This is a genomic window from Sphingomonas abietis (assembly GCF_027625475.1).
Classification (GTDB): domain Bacteria; phylum Pseudomonadota; class Alphaproteobacteria; order Sphingomonadales; family Sphingomonadaceae; genus Solisphingomonas; species Solisphingomonas abietis.
This window is the reverse complement of record NZ_CP115174.1, coordinates 3,195,151-3,215,337: the sequence shown is the minus strand read 5'-3', so window position 1 is coordinate 3,215,337 and position 20,187 is coordinate 3,195,151. Positions and strand designations below refer to the sequence as shown.

General features: G+C 67.4%; 18 protein-coding genes. 10 read left to right on the top strand and 8 right to left on the bottom strand.

The window, feature by feature from the left end:
- Positions 1–31: 31 nt before the first annotated feature.
- The 4 genes from PBT88_RS15180 to PBT88_RS15165 form a co-directional block, all read right to left on the bottom strand.
- Positions 32–1,405, bottom strand: coding sequence for a class II 3-deoxy-7-phosphoheptulonate synthase (locus PBT88_RS15180; protein ID WP_270076163.1), 1,374 nt, complete (start codon positions 1,403–1,405; stop codon positions 32–34).
- Positions 1,406–1,416: 11 nt separating this feature from the next.
- Positions 1,417–2,586, bottom strand: a complete 1,170-nt coding sequence (gene wecB / locus PBT88_RS15175) for a non-hydrolyzing UDP-N-acetylglucosamine 2-epimerase (RefSeq protein ID WP_270076162.1) — start codon at positions 2,584–2,586, stop codon at positions 1,417–1,419.
- A gap of 102 nt (positions 2,587–2,688) precedes the next feature.
- Positions 2,689–4,215 (bottom strand): cysteine--tRNA ligase, encoded by a 1,527-nt coding sequence (cysS, locus tag PBT88_RS15170; RefSeq protein ID WP_270076161.1) that lies wholly within the window; start codon positions 4,213–4,215, stop codon positions 2,689–2,691.
- Between the two features lie 42 nt (positions 4,216–4,257).
- The gene (locus tag PBT88_RS15165) at positions 4,258–4,704 is read right to left on the bottom strand and encodes a hypothetical protein (RefSeq protein WP_270076160.1); all 447 of its coding nucleotides are present in this window, start codon (positions 4,702–4,704) and stop codon (positions 4,258–4,260) included.
- A 224-nt stretch (positions 4,705–4,928) separates the two neighbouring features.
- Here PBT88_RS15165 and PBT88_RS15160 point away from each other — a divergent pair, with 224 nt between their 5' ends.
- The 3 genes from PBT88_RS15160 to PBT88_RS15150 all read left to right on the top strand — a co-directional run bounded on the left by PBT88_RS15160 (position 4,929) and on the right by PBT88_RS15150 (position 7,908).
- Positions 4,929–5,573: an RBBP9/YdeN family alpha/beta hydrolase gene (locus PBT88_RS15160; RefSeq protein WP_270076159.1), complete on the top strand. Its 645-nt coding sequence runs from the start codon at positions 4,929–4,931 to the stop codon at positions 5,571–5,573.
- A 116-nt stretch (positions 5,574–5,689) separates the two neighbouring features.
- Positions 5,690–6,886 carry an MFS transporter gene (locus PBT88_RS15155; RefSeq protein ID WP_270076158.1) on the top strand — a complete coding sequence of 399 codons (1,197 nt, stop codon included), beginning with the start codon at positions 5,690–5,692 and terminating at the stop codon, positions 6,884–6,886.
- A complete protein-coding gene (locus tag PBT88_RS15150; protein WP_270076157.1) occupies positions 6,883–7,908 on the top strand; it encodes a LacI family DNA-binding transcriptional regulator in 1,026 nt (341 codons plus the stop codon). Before PBT88_RS15155 ends, PBT88_RS15150 begins: the two co-directional genes overlap by 4 nt.
- Here PBT88_RS15150 and PBT88_RS15145 read toward each other — a convergent pair.
- Positions 7,905–9,269 carry a lipopolysaccharide biosynthesis protein gene (locus PBT88_RS15145; RefSeq protein WP_270076156.1) on the bottom strand — a complete coding sequence of 455 codons (1,365 nt, stop codon included), beginning with the start codon at positions 9,267–9,269 and terminating at the stop codon, positions 7,905–7,907. The genes PBT88_RS15150 and PBT88_RS15145 overlap by 4 nt on opposite strands.
- A 151-nt stretch (positions 9,270–9,420) precedes the next feature.
- Between PBT88_RS15145 and PBT88_RS15140 the strand changes: the two genes are divergently transcribed.
- Positions 9,421–10,650, top strand: a complete 1,230-nt coding sequence (locus PBT88_RS15140) for a hypothetical protein (protein ID WP_270076155.1) — start codon at positions 9,421–9,423, stop codon at positions 10,648–10,650.
- Positions 10,651–10,690: 40 nt separating this feature from the next.
- Positions 10,691–11,578 (top strand): glucosamine inositolphosphorylceramide transferase family protein, encoded by an 888-nt coding sequence (locus PBT88_RS15135; protein ID WP_270076154.1) that lies wholly within the window; start codon positions 10,691–10,693, stop codon positions 11,576–11,578.
- Here PBT88_RS15135 and PBT88_RS15130 read toward each other — a convergent pair.
- Positions 11,575–12,645, bottom strand: coding sequence for a glycosyltransferase (locus PBT88_RS15130; RefSeq protein ID WP_326521548.1), 1,071 nt, complete (start codon positions 12,643–12,645; stop codon positions 11,575–11,577). The two genes, PBT88_RS15135 and PBT88_RS15130, sit on opposite strands and share 4 nt — an antisense overlap.
- Complete coding sequence (locus tag PBT88_RS15125; protein WP_270076153.1) at positions 12,642–13,748, bottom strand: glycosyltransferase; 1,107 nt, start codon at positions 13,746–13,748, stop codon at positions 12,642–12,644. Before PBT88_RS15125 ends, PBT88_RS15130 begins: the two co-directional genes overlap by 4 nt.
- Before the next feature lie 113 nt (positions 13,749–13,861).
- On the opposite strand from PBT88_RS15125, the gene PBT88_RS15120 reads away from it, so the two are divergent.
- Together PBT88_RS15120 and PBT88_RS15115 are read left to right on the top strand one after the other, a co-directional pair.
- On the top strand, positions 13,862–14,971 hold the full coding sequence (locus PBT88_RS15120) for an S-(hydroxymethyl)glutathione dehydrogenase/class III alcohol dehydrogenase (protein WP_270076152.1): 1,110 nt from the start codon (positions 13,862–13,864) through the stop codon (positions 14,969–14,971).
- Between the two features lie 292 nt (positions 14,972–15,263).
- Complete coding sequence (locus PBT88_RS15115; protein WP_270076151.1) at positions 15,264–16,067, top strand: ferredoxin--NADP reductase; 804 nt, start codon at positions 15,264–15,266, stop codon at positions 16,065–16,067.
- 41 nt (positions 16,068–16,108) lie between these two features.
- Here the strand turns inward: PBT88_RS15115 and PBT88_RS15110 are convergent, their stop codons facing one another.
- Positions 16,109–17,155: a LysR family transcriptional regulator gene (locus tag PBT88_RS15110; protein WP_270076150.1), complete on the bottom strand. Its 1,047-nt coding sequence runs from the start codon at positions 17,153–17,155 to the stop codon at positions 16,109–16,111.
- 66 nt (positions 17,156–17,221) lie between these two features.
- Here PBT88_RS15110 and PBT88_RS15105 point away from each other — a divergent pair, with 66 nt between their 5' ends.
- From PBT88_RS15105 to PBT88_RS15095, 3 genes are all read left to right on the top strand, one after another.
- Positions 17,222–18,427: a GNAT family N-acetyltransferase gene (locus PBT88_RS15105; RefSeq protein WP_270076149.1), complete on the top strand. Its 1,206-nt coding sequence runs from the start codon at positions 17,222–17,224 to the stop codon at positions 18,425–18,427.
- Complete coding sequence (locus tag PBT88_RS15100) at positions 18,417–18,815, top strand: response regulator transcription factor (protein WP_270076148.1); 399 nt, start codon at positions 18,417–18,419, stop codon at positions 18,813–18,815. The genes PBT88_RS15105 and PBT88_RS15100 overlap by 11 nt, the downstream gene beginning before the upstream one ends.
- 152 nt (positions 18,816–18,967) lie before the next feature.
- Entirely contained in the window at positions 18,968–20,173 is a 1,206-nt protein-coding gene (locus tag PBT88_RS15095; protein WP_326521547.1) for an acyltransferase, read from the top strand.
- Positions 20,174–20,187 lie beyond the last annotated feature (14 nt).

Below are 20,187 nucleotides of genomic sequence, written 5' to 3'. Positions count from 1 at the left end.
GAGCCGGCTCCGCGTCAATATGGAAAATCAATCAGGCGGCGCGGCGCTCGCGTTCCTTCATTTCCTGGTTCACCATATCGGCGAGCAGGAAGGCGAGTTCGAGCGACTGGCCGGCGTTGAGGCGCGGATCGCAATGGGTGTGATAGCGCGCGGCCAGCCCCTCGTCGGTGATCGCGACCGCGCCGCCGGTGCATTCGGTGACATTCTGGCCGGTCATCTCGACATGGATGCCGCCGCCATGCGTCCCCTCGGCGCGATGCACCGCGAAGAAGCCGCGGACTTCGGCGAGGATGCGCTCGAACGGGCGCGTCTTGTAGCCGTTGGCGGCCTTGACGACGTTGCCGTGCATCGGATCGCACGACCACACCACCGGGCGCCCCTCGCGCTTGACCGCGCGGACGAGGGCGGGGAGGCCCTTCTCGATCTTGTCGTGCCCATAGCGGGTGATCAGCGTGATCCGACCCGGCGCGCGGGCGGGATCGAGCGTGTCGAGCAGGCGCAGCAGCACGTCCGGCTCGAGGCTCGGGCCGCATTTGATGCCGATCGGGTTGCCGATGCCGCGCAGATATTCGACATGCGCCGAGCCTTCGAAGCGGGTGCGGTCGCCGATCCAGATCATGTGGGCGGAGGTGTCGTACCAGTCGCCGGTCAGCGAATCCTGGCGCGTCATCGCCTGCTCATAGGGGAGCAGCAGCCCTTCGTGGCTGGTGTAGAAATGCGTGCCCTGGAGCTGCGGCTGCGTCTCGGGATCGATGCCGCAGGCGGCCATGAAGTCGAGCGCGTCGCTGATCCGGTCGGCCAGTGCCTGGTAGCGCTCGGCCCATGGGCTGCGGCCCATGAAGTCGAGCGTCCAGCGGTGGACCTGCACGAGATTGGCGTAGCCACCCTGCGCGAAAGCCCGCAGCAGGTTGAGCGTCGAGGCGGACTGGTTGTAGCCGCGTATCATCCGCTCGGGATCGGGGGTGCGCGATTCCGGGGTGAAGGCGATGTCGTTGACATTGTCGCCGCGGTAGCTGGGCAGCGAGACGCCGCCGATCTCCTCCATATTGGCCGAGCGCGGCTTGGCGAACTGGCCCGCCATGCGGCCGACCTTCACGATCGGCAGCTTGGACGCATAGGTCAGCACCACCGCCATCTGGAGGATGACGCGGAAGGTGTCGCGGATGTTGTTCGGATGGAATTCCGCGAAGCTCTCGGCGCAATCGCCGCCCTGGAGCAGAAAGCCCTTGCCGGCTGCCACGGTGGCGAGTTCGGCCGTCAGCGCGCGCGCCTCGCCGGCAAAGACCAGCGGCGGAAAGTTCGCGACCTTGGCTTCGGCGGCGGCAAGCGCAGCGGCATCGGGATATTCGGGCAACTGTCGCGCTTCAAATCCGCGCCAGCTTTCGGGGGCCCAGGCGGTGGCCATGATCTTGCTCCTTATCGGGCGACGTCCATGATCGACGCGTGCCCGAAAGGCAATGGATGATCGTCAGGCGGGTCTGACGAGAAATATTGTTCGATGGCATCGAGGATCTTCGTCGCCGCATCGCCCTGTCCGAAGGGAAAGGCGGGGCACGCCATGGCGGCATGGGCGGCGGGATCGTCGAGCAGGCGCGATGCGGTGACGACGATCCGATCCGCATCGGTGCCGACCAGCGCGAGATTGCCGGTCGCCAGCCCCTCCGGCCGTTCGGTGACGTCACGCAGCACCAGCACGGGAATGCCGAGCGCGGGGGCTTCCTCCTGGATGCCGCCGCTATCGATGAGGATCAACCGTGCCGCCGCCATCGCCGCCACGACGTCGCGATAGCGCAGCGCGCCGGTCAGCGTGATCGCCGGATGCTCGGCAAGGCGAGCGCGCACAATGTCGCCGACGGCGGGATTGGGGTGGACCGGGCAGAGAATCATGACGTCACCGCGATCGGCCAGACGGCGTGCGGCATCGCAGATCGCCTCGATGCCGGTGCCGATGTTCTCCCTTCGGTGGCAGGTCAGCAGGATCAGGGCCTGGTCCGCGCTGCTCGTGGGGGCGGGGAGCCTCGCCCGCATGGCGAGCAGGGCATCGATGCCGGTATTGCCCGTCACCGTAACGATGCCGGTCACGACGCCCGCCTCGGCCACGAGATTGGCCCTGGCCTCCGACGTCGGGGCGAAGAGCAGGGTGGCGAGCCGGTCGATCATCACGCGGTTGCGCTCTTCCGGCCAGGGACAGTGAAGATCGTGCGAGCGCAGGCCGGCCTCGACATGGCCGATCGGGAGGCCGAGCCGATGTGCGGCGATCGCGCCGGCATAAGCGGAGGTTGTGTCGCCCTGGACCAGCACCATGTCGGGTCGTTCCGAGCGGAGGGTCGCGGCGATCGCATCGGCGAAACGCGCCGTCATCACGTCGAGAGAGGAGTCATGCAGGAGGGGCGGCAATCTCAGCTCGGGATGCAGCCCGAAGTCGGCCAGCGCCTCGTCGAACAGCTCGCCATGCTGGCCGGTGGCGAGGATACGATGATTGATGTGGGAGCGTGGGGCGGCCGCCAGCGCCACAGGCGCGATCTTGATCGCCTCCGGCCGTGTGCCGACGACGCTGAGCAGCCTGATCGCGCGCGATCCCCCCATGCGCCTTGCCCCCGCAGCGCCATGCCCCTGTAAGGTGCATCATGCCGGTTGGGCCGGATTAAGTCATGAGGAAAATATGAGCCGGACGGGCGTCGAAAACACTCAGTCGGTGAGTTGGGGGCGCCATTCCCAGCGGAGCGGATCGCCGTCCATGATCTCGATGCCGGCGGCCTTGAGGCTATCGCGCGCCGCATCCGACGCCGCGAAATCCTTGGCGGCCCGTGCGGCCTGCCGATTGTCGAGCAACGCCTCGACCTCCGCGTCTGCCAGCGCCGCATCCTTGGGCTGCACCGAGAGGTCGCGCCGATCGAGGTCGAGCAGCCCCAGCCCCAGAGCGAGATCGAAGCTGCCGATTAGCCGGAGCTTCTCGTCGGCCGGGAGCGTGGAGGCGATCACCGCGTCCAGCACCGGCAAGGCCTGCGGGATCATCAGGTCGCCGGCGAGTGCCTCGTCGAAGCGCGCGACGAAGGCGACGGCGTCCGCCGAGAGCCCGGCTTCGAACTGGTGGCGCTGCCAATCGAACGGCGCACCCTTGCCGAAACCGGCCTCGCGCGCCGGGCGGAGCATGGCGTCGTCGAGCCCGGCCTCGGCCTTCAGCGCGGCGATCGCCAATACCAGCCGCTTGAGCCGGGTCAGCGCGGCCGCCACCGCCTCCAGCGAGAATTCCAGTTCGGATCGATAATGGGCGCCGAGGCACAGCAGCCGGTAGGCGAGCGGATGGGCGCCCCGCGCAACCAGCGCCCCCAGCGTCGCGACACCGCCCTTGGACTTCGACATCTTGCCGGTGCGATCGACCAGGAAGTTGTTGTGCATCCAGACGTTGGCGCCGGTTCTTGCGGTGTCGTTATAGGCCTGGTTCTGCGCGATCTCGTTGCAGTGATGGATCTCGCGATGATCGATTCCGCCAGTGTGGATGTCGAACTGCTCGCCGAGATATTTGAGGCTCATCACCGAACATTCGAGATGCCAGCCCGGCGCGCCCGGCCCCCATGGCGAAAGCCATTCCATCTGCCGCTGCTCGCCGGCCGGAGACTTGCGCCAGATCGCGAAGTCGGCGGCGTGGCGCTTGCCCTCGACCGTCTCGATCCGGCCGATCTCGGGGCCGCCATGCTGGCCGGCGAGGCGGCCATAGTCCGGCACCTTGGAGACATCGAAATAGAGGCCGCCGTCCAGCTCATAGGTGGCGCCATGATCCTGCAAGGTCTGGGCGAAGGCGATCATGTCCTGCACATGATCGGTCGCGACGCTCCAGATCGACGGATCGAGGATGCCGAGCGCCTTCAGGTCATCCTTGAACAACCGGGTGTAACGCGCGGCGACATCCCAGATCGTGGTGCCGGATTTCTGGGCGGCGAGCTCCATCTTGTCGTCGCCGGCATCGGCGTCCGAGGTGAGGTGGCCGACATCGGTGATGTTGATCACATGGGTGGTGGCATAGCCCTTCCAGTTCAGCACCCGGCGCAGCGTATCGGTGAACACATAGGCGCGCAGATTGCCGAGATGGGCGGTCGAATAGACCGTCGGCCCGCACGAGTAGAGCCGCACCATTTTCGGGTCGATCGGCACGAAAGTCTCGGCCGAACGGGTGAGGCTGTTGAAGAGCGTAAGCGGGGCACCGGTCTGCGTCATGAGCCGCGCCTTAGCCGCTCGCGACGCAGCCGAGAAGGGGGCTCAGCGCAGCCCGGTGGCGCGATCCTGCTCGAACGCGATATCGGCCAGCCCGACCTCCTTCAGCTTCGTGGTCGCCGACAGCAAGGCGCCAAACGCGGTGCCGACCGCCTCTTCCTCCAGCAGCAGTTCGAGCGTGGCGCGGGCATGGGGGGGATTGTCGCAGGCATCGCGGCAAAGCTGGAGCAGCACCGCCTCATCCTCGCCGATCAGGCCGCAGGGCAGCGGCGAGAAGGCGATCTGCCGGATCGCGCGATGGTTCAGCTCGGCCAGCAGCATATGAAAATGGGGCAGGGCCGGCAGGGCACCATGGCGCGCGAAGGCGGGGGCGAGCGCGCCGGGCGGGCAATGGCCCTTGGTGGCCGACTGGATCCAGCCACGCATGGCCCAGAGCATGAACCGCCCGCCGGGTGCCAGCAGGGCCACAGGCCGATCGATCAGGTCATACATGAGCGGCTCTCCTCAGTTGCGAATTGATCGCAATAAACAAGGGTTGGCGGCAGGCGTCAAGTGGATTGCGAGCGATTCGCAAAACGCTCTGGCGCATGGACTCTGCCCTTCGGCGCACTCCCGATCAAAGGTTGCGCCAGGATGAATAGCCTTGGCTTGTACTAGGCAATTATCGTCGTCATCTTCACCCTCTACTGCGAGCTACTGCGAGAGGAGGACGCCCCATGTTTCAAGATCGCTTGAGCCGGACGCCGCTATGTCTCACTCTGCCGGGGCTCGATGGTAGCGGCCCCGATCATTGGCAGACGCGCTGGGAATGCGAGCGTCCGAATGTCGATCGGGTCGAACTCGGCAACTGGTCCCAGCCTTCCCGCAACATGTGGATCGCGCGGCTGGAACGGGCGATCGCGCAGGCGCGGGGGCCGGTGGTGCTGGTCGCGCACAGCCTGTCCTGCCATCTCGTCGCATGGTGGGCCTCGCTGGCGGGCGAGGCGGCGGCGCGGCCGGTGGCGGGGGCGATGCTGGTCGCCCCGCCCGATCTCGATCGCGTCAGCCTCGACCGGCGGATCGCCGAATTCGCGCCGAGTCCGCGCGCCGTGCTGCCGTTCCCGACGGTGGTGGTCGCCAGTCGCAACGATCCATGGTGCGAGATGGGACGTTCCCGCGAAATGGCGGGCAATTGGTTGGCCGCGCTGTGCGATGCGGGAGAGGTCGGCCATATCGGCGGACAGTCCGGCGTCGGCGCATGGCAGGAGGGCCAGCGGGTGCTCGATCGCCTGCTCGATCATGTCTGCGCGCGGGATGCGCGGCGGCTCGATGACGAGGCGGTGCGGTTCCAGCCCGAACTGGTCATGGCCATACCGGCCTGATGCCAAGCCCCCGGGCGGGGGGAATGCCGCCGTCCGCGATGGCGTGTCGCTGATCGGCGGGGGCCGTCGCGTGCCGCGCGCTTGCGGCGGCAGCGCTTGCCGCTACGATCGCCGGGATGAATCCGCCGGACGATAGGGTCGCCGACCGCCTGTTCTGCTTGCTGCTCGGCGTCTATGGTGGTGGCGGACTGCTCAATGCGATCGTGAACCTTCTGGTGCCGCGTCTGCAGATCACGCTGGGGCTCGATTACGCGCAGGCGCTCAGCGTCCATCTCGCTTATTATTCGAGTTACCTGCTGTTCGCGCTGCCGATTACCTTATGGTCGATCCGGATCGGCGCGATGCGCGCGATCACGGCGGGGCTGGCGATCATGGCGAGCGGCTGCCTGCTCTTCGCCGTCGCGCAGGGGCAGCGCGATTTCGCGTTCGTGCTGACGACCCTGCTGGTGATGTCGGCGGGCGTCACCTTCCTCCAGATCTCGGGCAATGCGGTGACGACGGCGTTCGGCGGTTCCGTCCGGATGGCGCCGCGCTTCACGCTGCTGCAGGCGTTCAATTCGCTGGGCACGGTGATCGGGCCGTTGATCGGGGCATGGTTCCTGCTCGGCCGGGCGGCGGCGGCGGCGCCCGTTCAGCCGTTCCTGATCGGTGCGGTGGCGCTGCTGCTGCTCGCCGCCGCCTTCTGGGCGCATCGCGATCTGCTGCCACGCCCGCGATCGTCGCCGCTGCTCTGGTCCGGACTCGGCGCGTTGGTACGGCGGGGCAGGATGCAGGCGGCGATGGGCGCGATCTTCGCCTATGTCGGCGCCGAGGTGACGATCGCCACGCTCGCCGTCGATTATCTGATGCGGCCCGATACGCTGGGCCAGTCGCCGCTCGCCGCCGGGCGGCTGGTCAGCCTCTATTGGGCCGGGGCGATGGCCGGGCGCTTCGCCGGCTCCTACGCGCTGCGCCGCATCGGCATCCGCCATCTGCTGTGCGCGGCCTGTATCGGCGCGGCGTCGCTGCTGGTGATCGCGATGACGGCGCGCGGATCGGTGGGCGGTGTCGCGCTGCTGGCGATCGGGCTGTGCCATTCGGTGATGTTCCCGCTGATCTTCACGCTGGCTTTGCCGGCGGAGGACAAGGATGCCGCGCTCGCGTCCATGCTGCTGTGCATGGCGGTGGTCGGCGGTGCAGTCATTCCGGTGGTGACGGGATTGCTGGCGGATCGGATCGGTCTTGTGCCATCGCTCGTCGTGCCGGGCCTGTGCTACGGCGTCATCTTCGCCTTCGGGCGTGCCACTACCCCGCGAGTCCCCGGAGCAGCATGACGATCACCATCAAGCACGTGGCGGAACGGGCGGGGGTATCGACCAAGACGGTGTCGCGCGTGATGAACGGCGAGGCGCATGTCCGCACCGCCGTGCGCGAAGCGGTGATGCGCGTGGTGGAGGAGCTGGGCTATCGGCCCAATGCCTTCGCCCGCAGCCTGTCCAGCGCGCGCTCCTATCTGCTCGGGCTGTTCCTCGATGATCCGGCCTGGTCGGGCTATGCGGCCGGGATGCAGCGCGGGGCGCTGATCCGCTGCCGGGAACGGCATTATCACCTCGTCGTCGAGCCGTTGGACACCGGCACCGACGGATGGGAGCCCGATCTGATGGCGAGCATCGCCAGCCTGCGCCTCGATGGTGCCATTCTGGCGCCGCCGCTCTGCGCGATGCCGCCGTTGCTCGACATGCTGGACGGGATCGGTCTGCCCTATGTCCTCATCTCGCCGGGAAAGGATCATCAGCGATCGGGGTCCGTCGATATCGACGAGGAGGGGGCGGCGTTCGCGATGACCCGGCACCTGATCGATCTCGGCCATCGCGACATCGGCCTGATCGAGGGGATACCCAGCCACGCGGCGACCCCCAAGCGCCGTGCCGGCTTCCTGTCCGCAATGCACGGGGCCGGGCTGCCGGTCGATCGCGATCGCATCGTGCCGGGCGATTTCACGTTTCGGGGCGGGCTCGACGGGGGCGAGGCGCTGCTCGGCCGGGCAACCCGCCCGACCGCGATCTTCGCCAGCAATGACGATATGGCGCTCGGCGTGTCGGCGGCCGCCGCCCGGCGGGGCATCGCGGTGCCGGGCCAACTGTCAATCGCCGGTTTCGATGACGGGCCGACGGCGCGCGTCGCGTGGCCGCCGATCACCACCATCCGTCAGCCGGTGGGCGAGATGGCGGCGGCGGCGGTCGATATCCTGATCGATCCGAGCTATCGCGATGCGCCCACCGATCCCCGTTTCCGGCGCGAACTGCCCTACGAACTGATCGTGCGCGGCAGCACGGCGGCCCCGCCGCCCCTCTAGGCGGTGCGGCGCGGCGTCGCCGGATCGCGGGCGTCGCGTGCGAAGAACAGGATCAGCATCGCCGTCGCGATCACATTCTGGATCAGCGCGTGCAGGCCGGCGCCATGCAGGCCGAGCCACCAGATCAGCACCGGCAGCAGCGGGTAGAGTGCCAGATTGGTGGCGAGCGTCACCATCATCGATCGCTGCGGGCGGCCGAGCGCGGTGAGCCCGGCGGTGATCGGCGATGCGATCAGCGCCGCGAGACGGGCGCCCGCCACCAGCGTCACGATCGCGACACCGCCCTGGAAGGTCTTGCCGCCGACCAGCGGCAGCAGGCGGTCGCCGGCCAGCCAGAAGGCCAGCACGATGGGAGACGCGATCGTCCCCGCCAAGGCCGCGCTCCGCCAGACCGTGCTGCGCAGCTGGACGAGCTTCCGCTTGGCGACGAGATCGGCCAGTACCGCATAGCTCGCCTGCGACAACAGGATCGCCGGCTGCTGGAGCAGGGCGGTGGCGCGCTGGGTCAGCGAGAAGAGTCCCGCCGCCACCGGGCCGAGCATCCAGCCGATCGTGAGCGGGGCCAGATTGGGCGCGAGTTCGCGCAGCGTGATGTCGAAATTGGTGACCAGGATGAAGCGGCCGAAGCCCTGGCCGTCGCGCATCAGCCCACGCCAGGGGCCGATCAGCCGCTGGCCGCTGGCGAGCTTGCGCCATGCCACCAGCCCGAGCAGCCACATCGCGCCGCCCTCGGCGATCGAGGAGAGCAGCCATACGATCAGGAAGGCATCGAGCCCGCCGCCGGTGGCCCACACGATCAGCGTGCCGATCAGCCGGATGCTGGGCGACACCGCCTGGTGCAGCCCGACGAGATCGAACCGCCCGGCGATCTGCAACAGCCCTTGCGGGGTGGCGCGGACGCCGCCGAACACGGCCAGGCTGTAGGGGATCGCGATCCGCATCGCTTCGGGCGACCAGCCGAGCCGGGGGCCGACGAAGGGGATGGCGATCACCGCGATCGCGAGTGCCAGCAGCCCGAAGACCCCCTCGACCAGCGCCATGAACCGCACGATCCGGGCGAGGCGCACCGGGTCTCCGGCCTCCATCGCCAGCGCGCCGTAGCGGACGACGCCGTGGAATCCGGAAAAGGCGACCAGGCTGCCGATGAAGATCGCATAGCCGTTGACCAGCACCAGTTCGCCATAGTCGCGCGCGCCCAGCGTCCGCGCGACGATGACCAGATAGACCAGGCTCATCAGGCCGGCTGCGGCCTTGCCGCCGAGCAGATGGGCGAGATTGCCGAGCACCCGTTTCAGACCTGAGTCTGATTGCCTGTCGTGCGGCATTGGATTAGCGCGCGGCGGCACGGCGGGTCCGGTCATGGCGGCCCCCTAACCGGGTTCCGTGCGAAATGCACGCCGGGCGGTGTCATCATAATTTCCATGAGCGCGATTTAATGAGCAGAACAGGGTGCGGTTCGGGTGATGCGTCTACGTCTTTCTGGCATTCGATAGGGTCAGCGCGCGGAAGATTATGAAGATCGGCTTCCTCTTCAACCACGACCAGATTCATCAGGTCGCCCATTCGCTGCCGATCGCGATCGAACTGGCCCGGCAGGCGCCGGATCTGGACATCGTGATCGCGACCAGCAACCGGCGGCTGACCGACGAGGTGCGGCGCCTCTCGGCCGGGCAGGGCGTCGACATCCCGGTCGTCGAGCTTGGCCTGCGCAGCCCGTTCACGCGGTTTGCGGCGCGGCATCTGGAAGCGGTGCTGCCGGTCGCCAAGCTGGCGATCTATCGCGACAATCTGGATTTCTTCGGCTCGCTCGACGCGCTGGTGGTGGCCGAGAAGACCTCGCTGCTGCTGAAGAGCCGTTATGGCCTGAAGGATCTGCGGATCATTCACACCCGCCATGGGGCGGGCGACCGGGCGATCGGCTTCGACAAGAGCAGCGCCGAATTCGATCATGTCCTGGTGTCCGGCCCCAAGATCCGCGAGCGGCTGGTGCAGGAGGCCGGCGTCGCGCCGGAGCGCCTCTCGATGGTCGGCTACCCCAAGTTCGATCTGATGCCGGCGGAGCCGGCGCGGCTGCCCTTCCAGGCCAACGGCAAGCCGACGGTGCTCTACAATCCGCACCTCTCGCCGCATCTCTCGTCCTGGTACAAGCATGGCCGCGCCGTGCTCGAGCATTTCGTCCGCGACGATCGCTACAATCTGATCTTCGCGCCCCACGTCATGCTGTTCCACCGGCGTTTCGTGCTGACGATCGACCGGCTGCGGATCGATCGCCCCGGCCTGATCGACGACAAGGTGCTGGCCGCGCCGAACATCCATGTCGATCTCGGCAGCGTGGCCTCTACGGACATGACCTACACGTCCGCTGCCGACATCTATCTCGGGGATGTCAGCAGCCAGGTCTATGAATTCCTCCATCGGCCGCGCCCGTGCCTGTTCCTCGACAGCCACGGCGCCGATTGGCGGAACAATGCCAATTACGCGCATTGGCAGGCGGGTGAGGTGATCGGCGACGCGGACCATCTGGGGGCGGCGCTGGATCGTGCGGTTGCCCAGCATGGCCGCTATCGGCCGGTGCAGGTCGACATGTTCAGCCGCAGCTTCGATCTCACGAAGGAATCCTCGGCCGCTCGTGCGGCGCGCGCACTCCAGGTCGCGCTGGATCGTCCGGTCAGCCGGCCGGCCATCCCGATGCGGCCCGTCCAGGCCCAGCCCGCCAAGCGCCCGGCCGTGGTCGCCGCCTGATCCTCTTGTCGCCGCGCGATCGGCGTGGGAGGGGGGGATCATGCCTATTGCCAAGGATATCTGGCGGCCGCTGGTCCTCGAAGCCCCGATCGAGGCGGTACTGCGCGCCGGAACGATCGCGGGCTTCCCCCATCACTGGCTGCCTGAGGAAGGCTTCCTCCGCTTCCTGGCCGATCCCTTCGGCCTCGAGCGCCGGGGCCAGCGCTTCGTGTTCGCCGAACTCTATGATTATCGCACACGCCACGGCACGATCGATTGCCTGCATTTCGACGGGCACCGGCTGGTCGAACGCCGCCAGGTGCTGGCCGAGCCGTGGCATCTGTCCTACCCCTATGTCTTCGAGGCGGAGGGCGAGACCTATATGCTGCCCGAGGCCCATCGCTCGGGCGGCCTTACCCTGTATCGCGCCGTCGAATTTCCGTGGCGGTGGGAGCGCGCCGTCGCCCTGGCGCTCGATCATGTCGCGGTCGATGCGACGCCTTTCTTCCATGATGGCCTGTGGTGGCTCTTCCATGCCGCGGCCGACGACGCGCAGACCAAGACGGGCGCCTTGTTCCTCGCCTTTGCGGAACGGCTGGCGGGGCCTTGGCGGCCTCATCCCGGAAACCCGGTGCGGCGCGGCACGGACAGCACGCGACCGGGCGGCACGCCGGTGATGATCGACGGCAATATCGTCCTGCCGGTGCAGGATTGCCGGCTGACCTATGGCGGTGCGATCCGGCCGCTGGTGATCGGCCGGCTCGATCCCGACCATTTCGAGGCGGAGGCGGGGCCGGCGATCGTCGCGCCCGCCGCGTTCGCGCCGTTCGATGCCGGGCTGCATACGCTGTCCGCGATGGGTGGGGCCACGCTGGTCGACGTGAAGCGCCGCTTGCTGTCGCCGCGCAGCCTGGCGGTTCTGGCGAAGCGCGAGTTGACCCGGCGCTAGAAGCCGCGCATCCGCTCGAGGATCGCGAGGCCGGCCGCACCGAAACGCGCGGGATCGAAGCGATCGAGCACGTCGGCGCGGGCCGTGTCGCCCATCGCGGCCAAGCGATCGGGCGCGGCCAGCAGCGTCGCGAGGGCATCGGCCAGCGCCTGGGCATCGCCGGGCGGCACGGTGAAGCCGGATCGGCCGTCCGCGATCGAATAAGGCAGCTGGCCGACCGCGCTGGCGACCACCGGCAGCCCGGCCTGCATCGCCTCATGCGCCGCCACGCACAGCCCCTCCGACCGCGACGGCTGCACATAGACATGCAACCCGGCCAGGAAGGCGCGCGGATCGTCGGTATAGCCGGCCAGATCGATCGCCACGCCGGCGCTTTCCGCTTGCGCCGTCAGGGTCGCGCGTTCAGCGCCTTCGCCGGCGATCGCCACATGCGGGCGCGGAATATGGGCGGGAAGCCGGGCAAGGGCGTCGATCAGCACGTCATAACCCTTGACCGGATGGAGCCGGCCGAGGCTGCCGATCCGCACCGGTTCGCCAGCCTGCCATGGCCGTGCGCGGGAGGCGGCGGCATCGGCCCGGAAGATCGGCCATTGCACCAGCCGCTCGGCCGGCACCTTGAGGCGCTCCGCCGTCAGCCGCGTCACCGCATCGGAATCGCCGACCCACAGGCGGGAGAGCGGTTGCAGCAGGCGGAGCAGGCGCCGGTTGGCGGGCTTGAGGTAGGCGGCGTGCTGCCAGCTCACGACGGGAAGACCGCGCTTGCGCCCGATAAGCTGGCCGAGCAGCGTCGCGCGGGTCAGCGAGGTCCACAGATGCGTCGGGCGGTCGGCGGCGATCTGGCGATCGAGCCAGCGGAATGCCGCGACATGATCCTTCTCGCCCCCGTCGCGAACCGTCACCGTCAGCCCGCTCGCCTCCATCGGTGCGACCGCGCGACCGTCGCGGCGGGTGAGGGCGTAGATGCGGACCTCCGCACCGCCCGCGCGCAGCACCTCGGTGATCGAGGGCACCGGCAGCGCGGCGCCGCCGCCCTCGACGGAATTGATGATGTAGGCGATCCGGATCATCGGTGGGCGCCCCCCTGTGTGACGGCATTGCGTGCGAAGGCATCGAGATAGGCGTCTGCCCCTTTGCCCAGATGATAAGCGGACACCGCCGCGGCGAGCCGGGCGGGATCAGGGGCAGGGCGGTCGAGCATGAGCCTCATCGCCTCGGCCAGCGCCGCGGCATCCTCTGCCGGCACGACGATCCCGCAGGCCTCGTCGGTCAGTACATCGTCCACCGCCGGGGTCGAGGCGGTGGCGATTACCGGCCGCCCGGCGCCGAGCGCTTCGACGATCACCGCACCATAACCTTCGAAGCGGGAGGGCATGACGAACAGCGCGGCTTCGTCCAGGAAAGGGCGGATATCGGGCTGGTAGCCGGCCAGCGTGATACGCTCGGCAATGCCGCTGGCGGCGACCTGCCGGGCCAGATTGTCCGCTTCCGGGCCGCTTCCGACGATGACGAGCCGGGCGGCGGCATCATCGAGTTGGCGGAACGCTGCGATCAGCAGATCGAAGCCCTTCTGGTGAATGAGGCGGCCCGCCGCGAGGATGGTCCTGCCTTGCGCCGGCCGGGCCGGGCCGATGTCGTCGTCCAGCGCCGGCAGGGGGATCGTGATCGCGATCGGCCGGCCGGTGATGGCGTCGGCCTGCCGGCGGTGCGTCTCCCCCATCGCGATCAGCAGGTCGGCGCGCTGCAGCAGGCGCCGCATCCGGCGTTCGAAGACGAATTGGCGGAGCCGTCCCCGCTGCGGCATGTGGAGCGGCGAGCTGACCTGCACCCCAATCACGGGACGGCTGGCGATGCCGGCCAGCGCCGGCACGATGGCCCAGTGGAAATTGCCGATCACGAAGATCGCATCGACCGGGTGGACGGTGAAATAGCGGGCTGCGGCCCGGCCCAGCCGCTGGCGGGAGCCACGGCTGCGGGGAATCGCTGGATCGGCGAAGATCAGGCGTGCATCTGGCGGCACCAGCGCGCGCTGCGGGCCGCTGTCCGCGCCGACGAACAGGGTGACGGCGATGCCGCGTTCGCACCACGCCTGGGCGAGACGCAGCGCGATCCGCTCGGTGCCGCCCAGCGGGAAATCATGGAGTATGATGCCGATCGAGGTGGGGCGCTTCATCGCGGCGGCGTTAGCACCGCGCCACCGCGTGGCAAAGCGATGCGCGTCATGGCCCGCTTGAGCTCACGGGCCGACATTCCTATGCAGCGGGTCGCTATATGGGAGTGACGGTGATGAAGACGCGGGCAGCAGTGGCGTTCGAGGCGAAGCGGCCGCTCGAAATTGTCGAGCTCGATCTCGAAGGCCCCAAGGCCGGCGAAGTGCTGATCGAGATCATGGCGACCGGCATCTGCCACACCGACGCCTACACGCTCGACGGGCTCGACAGCGAAGGCCTGTTCCCCAGCGTGCTCGGCCATGAGGGGGCCGGCATCGTCCGCGAAGTCGGCGCGGGGGTGACGTCGGTGAAGCCCGGCGATCACGTCATTCCACTCTACACCCCGGAATGCCGGCAGTGTAAGTCCTGCCTGAGCGGCAAGACCAATCTGTGTACCGCGATCCGCGCGACGCAGGGCAAGGGGCTGATGCCCGACGGCACCACCCGGTTCAGCTACAAGGGCCAGCCGATCTTCCATTATATGGGCTGCTCGACCTTCGCGAACTTCACGGTCGTGCCCGAGATCGCCGTCGCCAAGATCCGCGACGACGCGCCGTTCCAGACGAGCTGCTATGTCGGCTGCGGCGTGACCACCGGCGTCGGTGCCGTGGTCAACACCGCCAAGGTCCAGGTCGGTGACAATGTGATCGTGTTCGGCCTCGGCGGTATCGGCCTGAACGTGCTCCAGGGCGCGCGGATGGCCGGCGCCAACATGATCGTCGGGGTCGACATCAATCCGGATCGCGAGGAATGGGGGCGCCGCTTCGGCATGACCCACTTCGTCAACCCGAAGGACGTGGCGGGCGATATCGTCCAGCATCTCGTCGCGCTGACCGACGGCGGTGCGGATTACACGTTCGACTGCACCGGCAACACCAATGTCATGCGCCAGGCGCTGGAGGCCTGCCATCGCGGCTGGGGCACCAGCATCGTGATCGGCGTGGCGGAAGCGGGCAAGGAGATCAGCACCCGGCCGTTCCAGCTCGTCACCGGCCGCAACTGGCGCGGCACCGCGTTCGGCGGCGCCAAGGGCCGCACCGACGTGCCCAAGATCGTCGACTGGTACATGAACGGCAAGATCGAGATCGACCCGATGATCACCCACGTGCTGACGCTGGACGAGATCAACAAAGGATTCGACCTGATGCATGCCGGCGAGAGCATCCGTTCGGTGGTCGTCTACTGACCCGCTTTCGATGCGCATCGTGCTTGCGTTTCCGGGCGCAAGCCACCAAATGCGCGACCATAAGGCGACGATCGCGATAAATGTCGCCTTCTGCGCATGTGCAGCAATGCTTGTTATGCCGGAAGTGCGACGTTTGATAAGGCGCAATGCTCGAGCGTCGCTCGTCCCGTCCACCGCCGAAGCCTGATACCGACTCGGAGACCCGCATGTATTCGTTCGCCGACCACCCCATGGAAACCCCCTCGCAACGCGGCTTCGCCTCGTTCGCGGGCATGGTGATGGAGCTCGGACGGTGAGCGAAGTCCAGGCCCTCGCGCCGACCGGCGCGCTCAGCGTCGAGACGGTGACCCGCGTCCATCACTGGAACGAGCATCTGTTCAGCTTCTCGATCACGCGCCCGGCGAGCTTCCGCTTCCGCTCGGGCGAGTTCGTGATGCTCGGCCTGCCGGATGGCCAGCGGCCGCTGCTGCGCGCCTATTCGATCGCCAGCCCGGCCTATGCCGAGGAACTGGAATTCCTCTCGATCAAGGTGCCGGACGGCCCGCTGACCTCGCGCCTCCAGGGCATCAAGGAAGGCGACTCGGTGTTCCTCGGCCGCAAGCCGACCGGCACGCTGGTCGCCGATGCGCTGCTGCCCGGCCGCCGGCTGTTCCTGCTCGCCACCGGCACCGGCCTCGCGCCGTTCCTCAGCCTGATCCGCGATCCGGACATCTATGAGCGGTTCGCGCAGGTGATCGTCGTCCACTCGGTTCGCCGGGTCAGCGATCTCGCCAACCATGACGAGCTGAAGAGCCAGCTCGCCGGCGATCCGCTGGTCGAGGAGCAGGCGCTGGCCCAGCTCCATTATGTGCCGACCGTCACCCGCGAGCCGTTCCACACCTCGGCGCGGATCGGCGGGTTGATCGAGGACGGCACGCTGTTCGGCGGCCCGATCCTCGGCCCCAAGCAGTTCGATCCGGCCGAAGATCGCATCATGATGTGCGGCAGCATGGCGATGATCCGCGAGCAGGCGGCGATGCTGGATGCGCTCGGCTTCGAGGAAGGCTCGAACGCCAAGCCCGGCCATTATGTGATCGAGCGCGCCTTCGTCGGCTGACGTTTCCGCGCACGGAGGGCATGTCGGCCTTCCGTGCGCGATCAGCGTATGGCGTTGTCCAGCATCGCGAAGATCGCGCCGCTGTCATTGTCCGATGCATGGGAAAAATCCATGTCGCGGGGATGGGTGAAGCTGTCGGCGAACCAGGGCTGCTTCACCGGCGTGAAGATGCCGCGCAGCCATTCCACCGTTTCGACGATGGGCCGGGCGTTGCGCAGATCCGCCGCGTAGCTCAGATAGATATCGAAGCGAAGCTGTACCGGCAGATCCAGCGGCACCAGATCCCGGCGGAGCGCCATGCAATAGGTCGGCATCATGGCGATGCCTTCGCCGCACTCCACGGCGGACAGCAGCGCCAGCCCCGAGTTCATCCGCAAGGGCGTGAACGATGCCGCATGGTCGGTCCCGACCAGGAAATCCAGAATATGGGAGTTCACGCCGGGCGCCACCTGTTCGATGAACCGGTGTTTGGTCAGGTCGGCAAGCGTGTCCGGCCGACCGTGGCGGGCGATGTAGCGGTCGGACGTGAACAGCATGAAATGGGTGGTCGCCAGCCGGGCGCAGATCATGTCGGGATTTTCGGAGCGTTTGAACGTCAGCTCGATATCGACTTCGAAATGCCGATCGCGCTGATGATCGTAGGAGCAACTGAGGTGGACGGCATGGGTGCCGATCCGGCTTTGCAGCGCCCCCAGGCGCGGGGCGAGCCACAAGACGCCGAGAACCTCGCTTACCCCGAGCCTGATCTCTCCGGCGGATATCAGCGGCACGTCATCGCGCAGATGAACGCTGCCGACCTGTTTCTGCACCTGCCGCGCGGCGGCCACCAGATCCTGCCCGGCCGAGGTCAGCGCGACGCCCTTGGGTGATCGCCTGAACAGCCGGACCCCGACGGAGGCCTCCAGCCGATCGAGTCTCGCCCGCACCGTGTTGACGGTGATTCCCAAGCGTTCGGCGGCCTGACGAAAGCTCTCGGCCTCGCTCAGGATGATCGCCACGCGCAGATCGTCCCATCGCGCATCTTCCGGCACGGTCAACGCGGCGCGACCGCTGTTCAGCGACTGAACAGGGGTGTCAGTTTTCTCCATGGGCGGCCGCCGTGGCTCCATCGTTAGTCTCCCCGTTCATGGGTAGCACGGACCAAGGGCGGAATCATGGGTAACATGCGGCGCGCGGCGGGATTTGAGATGGCGCGGGAGCGTCGCTTCGAACCGGCCTTCTATCGCTGGGCGGATCATGCCGAAAACCGGCCGATCCGGCCTGCCGAACGGCAGGAAATCGCCGAAATCCTCGCCGTTGCGCGCCAAGGGATGACGCTGGCCGAGGATGCCGTGATCGATGCCGTCCGGGCGATCGACCCGGCGCAATTCCAGATCACCGAAGCGAGTGCGGCAGGCGCCCGCCAGCTGATCGCTTTCCTGCGGCTCAACGAGGCGGGCACGGCCGCGATGCTGGACGGCCGCTTCTCGGGCGCGCAGCCCGACCTTGCGTGGCTGGCGAGGCCCGGCGAAATCGCGGCGTCCATCTATATCTGGCTGGTCTGGGCGCCGCAGCAGATCGGCCAGTGCATGCGGTTGGTGGCCCATATGGAGGAACAGGCGGCAGATGGCCTGCCGGTCTTCTCTCGCGCGGTCACGGCCGTTTCCGCCCGGATGCAGAATGCGGTCGGCTTCCAGCCGGCGAGCGACCTCTATCCGTCGGCGCCGCCCTGGCTGCTGGTCGCGCTGCCGATGGTGAAGCTGCGGCGGCCGAGCATCAAGGTGCAGGTCGCGCGGACCATGGAGGATATTGCGCGCGTGTTCGCGGTGCGCTCCGCCGTCTACATGGCCGAGCAGTTCCCGCTGTATGAGGAGGAGTTCGACGGCAATGATTTCTGCGCGACGCATCTGCTCGCCACCGTCAATGGCGATGTCGCCGGCTGCCTGCGCATCCGATGGTTCGGCGATTTCGCCAAGGTCGAGCGCATGGCGGTGCGCAAGGAATATCGGCGCTATCATGTGACCCGCCCGTTGGCGGCGGCGGCGATCGCGCATTGCCGGCGCAAGGGCTATCGCAAGCTCTACGCGCACTCCCGCGCCGATCTGGTTCCGTTGTGGGCGAGCCTCGGCTGGCGCGACATGGGGCGCAAGGATTTCAGCTTCGCGGACATCCCTTATCGTGAGATCATGCTGGAGTTGGAACCGTTGGACAATGCCATCTGTTTCGGTGCCGATCCGATGCTGCTATTGAGGCCGGAGGGGGGATGGGACGAGTTGGGTCCGTTCGACCGGACGCAACTCGGTGGCGATCGCGGGAGGTTGGGCATGATCCACGAATTCGCTGGTCTCAAAACGTCCGAACGGACCCGTTGTGCCCGGTAATCAGGAACAGTCGAGCAGGGTTCTCCTGATCGAGGACGATTGGGATATCGCGCAGATCGCCCTGCTCGCGCTCGGGCTTGATAAGAGGATCGAGGCGCGCAGCGCGAAAGGGGGGCAGGAAGCCCTTCAGATGCTCCGCACCGGCGAATGGCAACCGCATCTGATCCTGACCGACCTGATGATGCCCGGCATGAGCGGACTCGATTTCATCGACATCCTCCGCGAGGAATCCCACCATTGGGTTCCCGTGGTGTTGATGACCGCGCGAGCCAGTTCCCGCGATATCGCGGACTATCTGCGGCATGGCGCCGATGGCGTCATCACCAAGCCGTTCGACCCGCTGACGCTGGCCGAACAGGTTGCCGCCTTCATCAGGGCGTCGCGCTGAATCCGGCGCGGCGTTCGGCTCGCTCTCATCGTCTTCACCACCGGCCCGGCTTCGTCGGGCGTCCTTCGACGATCGTCACTCGGGGCTACCGTGCTACGGCACCTCGCTGCTAGGCAGCCCCGGGACATGATATCGGCATCGAGGGAATCGGCATGATGGGCCAGGCGCAAGGCCGGCATTACGGGATGGACTGGCTGCGCATCGGTGCGTTTCAGCTGCTCATCCTCTATCATGTCGGCATGGCCTTCGTGCCGTGGGATTTCCAGGTGAAGGATGCGAACCCGCCGATCGCATGGGCGACGGTGGCGATGCTGCTGACCAATCCGTGGCGGCTATCCCTGCTGTTCGCGGTGTCGGGCTATGCCAGCGCCGCCTTGTTCGCCCGCCAGAAGGGCGGGATCGGCGGCTTCCTGCGATCGCGGATCGCGCGGCTGGCGATTCCCCTGCTGTTCGGCATGGCGGTGCTGGTGACGCCGCAGCCATGGGTCTGGCTGATCACCCATTATGGCTATCGGCAGGATTTCGGCAGCTTCCTGCTCCACGATTATTACAGCTTCCGTTCGATCGACGGCGTCATCGTGCCGACATGGATGCATTTGTGGTTCATCGTCTATCTGCTGGGATATACGATGGCACTGTGCCTGATCCTGGCCTTGCCGGCGGTGGTCCGCAGGGCTGGGCGACGAGCGTGCGAGCTGTTGTTGGCGGGGCCGGGGTTGCTGCCGCTCGGCGTCCTGTTCGTCTATATCGCGCGTGGCTGGTTCAGCCCGGGCTGGGAGGATAATCATCTCTTCTACGGAGACTGGGGCGCCCATGCGAACTATTTCCCGGTTTTCCTGTTCGGCTATCTCCTGCGGGGATCGGAGCCGTTGCGTGCCGCGATCGCCCGGTGGTGGGGCTGGGCGGCGGCGGGCGCGACGATCGGCTGGCTGATCCTGGCCTGGTTCGAGATCACCTATGGACTGCGGATCGCGCCGCCCGCGCTATGGCCCCTGCACGGCTTCGCGCGTTCCCTGGAATCCTGGGGTGCGATGATCGCGCTGATGGGGGTCGCCGATCGCTATTGGAATTTCGACAGCAAATGGCGGCCGCTGCTCGCCGAAGCGGTATTCCCTTTCTACCTGATCCATCAGACGATCATCATTCTCGTCGGCTACTGGTTGCTGTCGACCGCTACCGGGCCACTGGCGCGGTTCGTCATTCTGGTCGCCGCGACGATGGCGGGGTGCTGGATTTTCTATCTGGGGGGGCGCGAGGTCCGCTGGCTGCGGCCGCTGATCGGATTGAGAGCCGGGCCGGGCAGGCGCGCGGCGGTCAAGGCCGATCGCGGGGCCCTACGGGATGCGGGCGCGTCCTGAACCGGAGCGCTCCC

Bases quoted from the DNA above. Each gene is read 5' to 3' on its own strand.
- PBT88_RS15180 (WP_270076163.1), bottom strand. From the start codon at position 1,405: ATGGCCACCGCCTGGGCCCCCGAAAGCTGGCGCGGATTTGAAGCGCGA.
- wecB (WP_270076162.1), bottom strand. From the start codon at position 2,586: ATGGGGGGATCGCGCGCGATCAGGCTGCTCAGCGTCGTCGGCACACGG.
- cysS (WP_270076161.1), bottom strand. From the start codon at position 4,215: ATGACGCAGACCGGTGCCCCGCTTACGCTCTTCAACAGCCTCACCCGT.
- PBT88_RS15165 (WP_270076160.1), bottom strand. From the start codon at position 4,704: ATGTATGACCTGATCGATCGGCCTGTGGCCCTGCTGGCACCCGGCGGG.
- PBT88_RS15160 (WP_270076159.1), top strand. From the start codon at position 4,929: ATGTTTCAAGATCGCTTGAGCCGGACGCCGCTATGTCTCACTCTGCCG.
- PBT88_RS15155 (WP_270076158.1), top strand. From the start codon at position 5,690: ATGAATCCGCCGGACGATAGGGTCGCCGACCGCCTGTTCTGCTTGCTG.
- PBT88_RS15150 (WP_270076157.1), top strand. From the start codon at position 6,883: ATGACGATCACCATCAAGCACGTGGCGGAACGGGCGGGGGTATCGACC.
- PBT88_RS15145 (WP_270076156.1), bottom strand. From the start codon at position 9,269: ATGACCGGACCCGCCGTGCCGCCGCGCGCTAATCCAATGCCGCACGAC.
- PBT88_RS15140 (WP_270076155.1), top strand. From the start codon at position 9,421: ATGAAGATCGGCTTCCTCTTCAACCACGACCAGATTCATCAGGTCGCC.
- PBT88_RS15135 (WP_270076154.1), top strand. From the start codon at position 10,691: ATGCCTATTGCCAAGGATATCTGGCGGCCGCTGGTCCTCGAAGCCCCG.
- PBT88_RS15130 (WP_326521548.1), bottom strand. From the start codon at position 12,645: ATGATCCGGATCGCCTACATCATCAATTCCGTCGAGGGCGGCGGCGCC.
- PBT88_RS15125 (WP_270076153.1), bottom strand. From the start codon at position 13,748: ATGAAGCGCCCCACCTCGATCGGCATCATACTCCATGATTTCCCGCTG.
- PBT88_RS15120 (WP_270076152.1), top strand. From the start codon at position 13,862: ATGAAGACGCGGGCAGCAGTGGCGTTCGAGGCGAAGCGGCCGCTCGAA.
- PBT88_RS15110 (WP_270076150.1), bottom strand. From the start codon at position 17,155: ATGGAGAAAACTGACACCCCTGTTCAGTCGCTGAACAGCGGTCGCGCC.
- PBT88_RS15105 (WP_270076149.1), top strand. From the start codon at position 17,222: ATGGGTAACATGCGGCGCGCGGCGGGATTTGAGATGGCGCGGGAGCGT.
- PBT88_RS15095 (WP_326521547.1), top strand. From the start codon at position 18,968: ATGATGGGCCAGGCGCAAGGCCGGCATTACGGGATGGACTGGCTGCGC.